The sequence below is a fragment of the Bradyrhizobium sp. Kon56 genome, assembly GCF_055807635.1.
Genome location: NZ_JBVVOU010000579.1, coordinates 1 through 243, shown reverse-complemented (window position 1 = coordinate 243; position 243 = coordinate 1). Strand labels below are relative to the sequence as shown.

Genomic DNA, 243 nt, shown 5'->3' with positions numbered 1-243 from the left:
GATTGGCTTTTTATCGGGGCATATCGCCAAATTTTGCTGTTTATTGAGTGAAAAGCCAATCGACGGAGGACGGCTCCAAGCGTCTAAACCGGCCTTCACGGTGCAAAACGGCGCAGAGTATTACATATCAGCACGGCAGCGGCCCGCCGTGATACGCCTGAACGGCGCCTGTGGTCGTGCGCCCTTCTCGAAAAACCTCAGGGCGCCTCGTGGCGCAGGCAATCTGCGTCTACGCTTCAGACA

General features: G+C 56.4%; 1 protein-coding gene. It reads left to right on the top strand.

The annotated features are described in order from the left end of the window. Positions 1–243, top strand: a 243-nt coding sequence (locus AC0L3B_RS40125) for a hypothetical protein (protein WP_473383547.1), incomplete at both ends; no start/stop codon positions are given.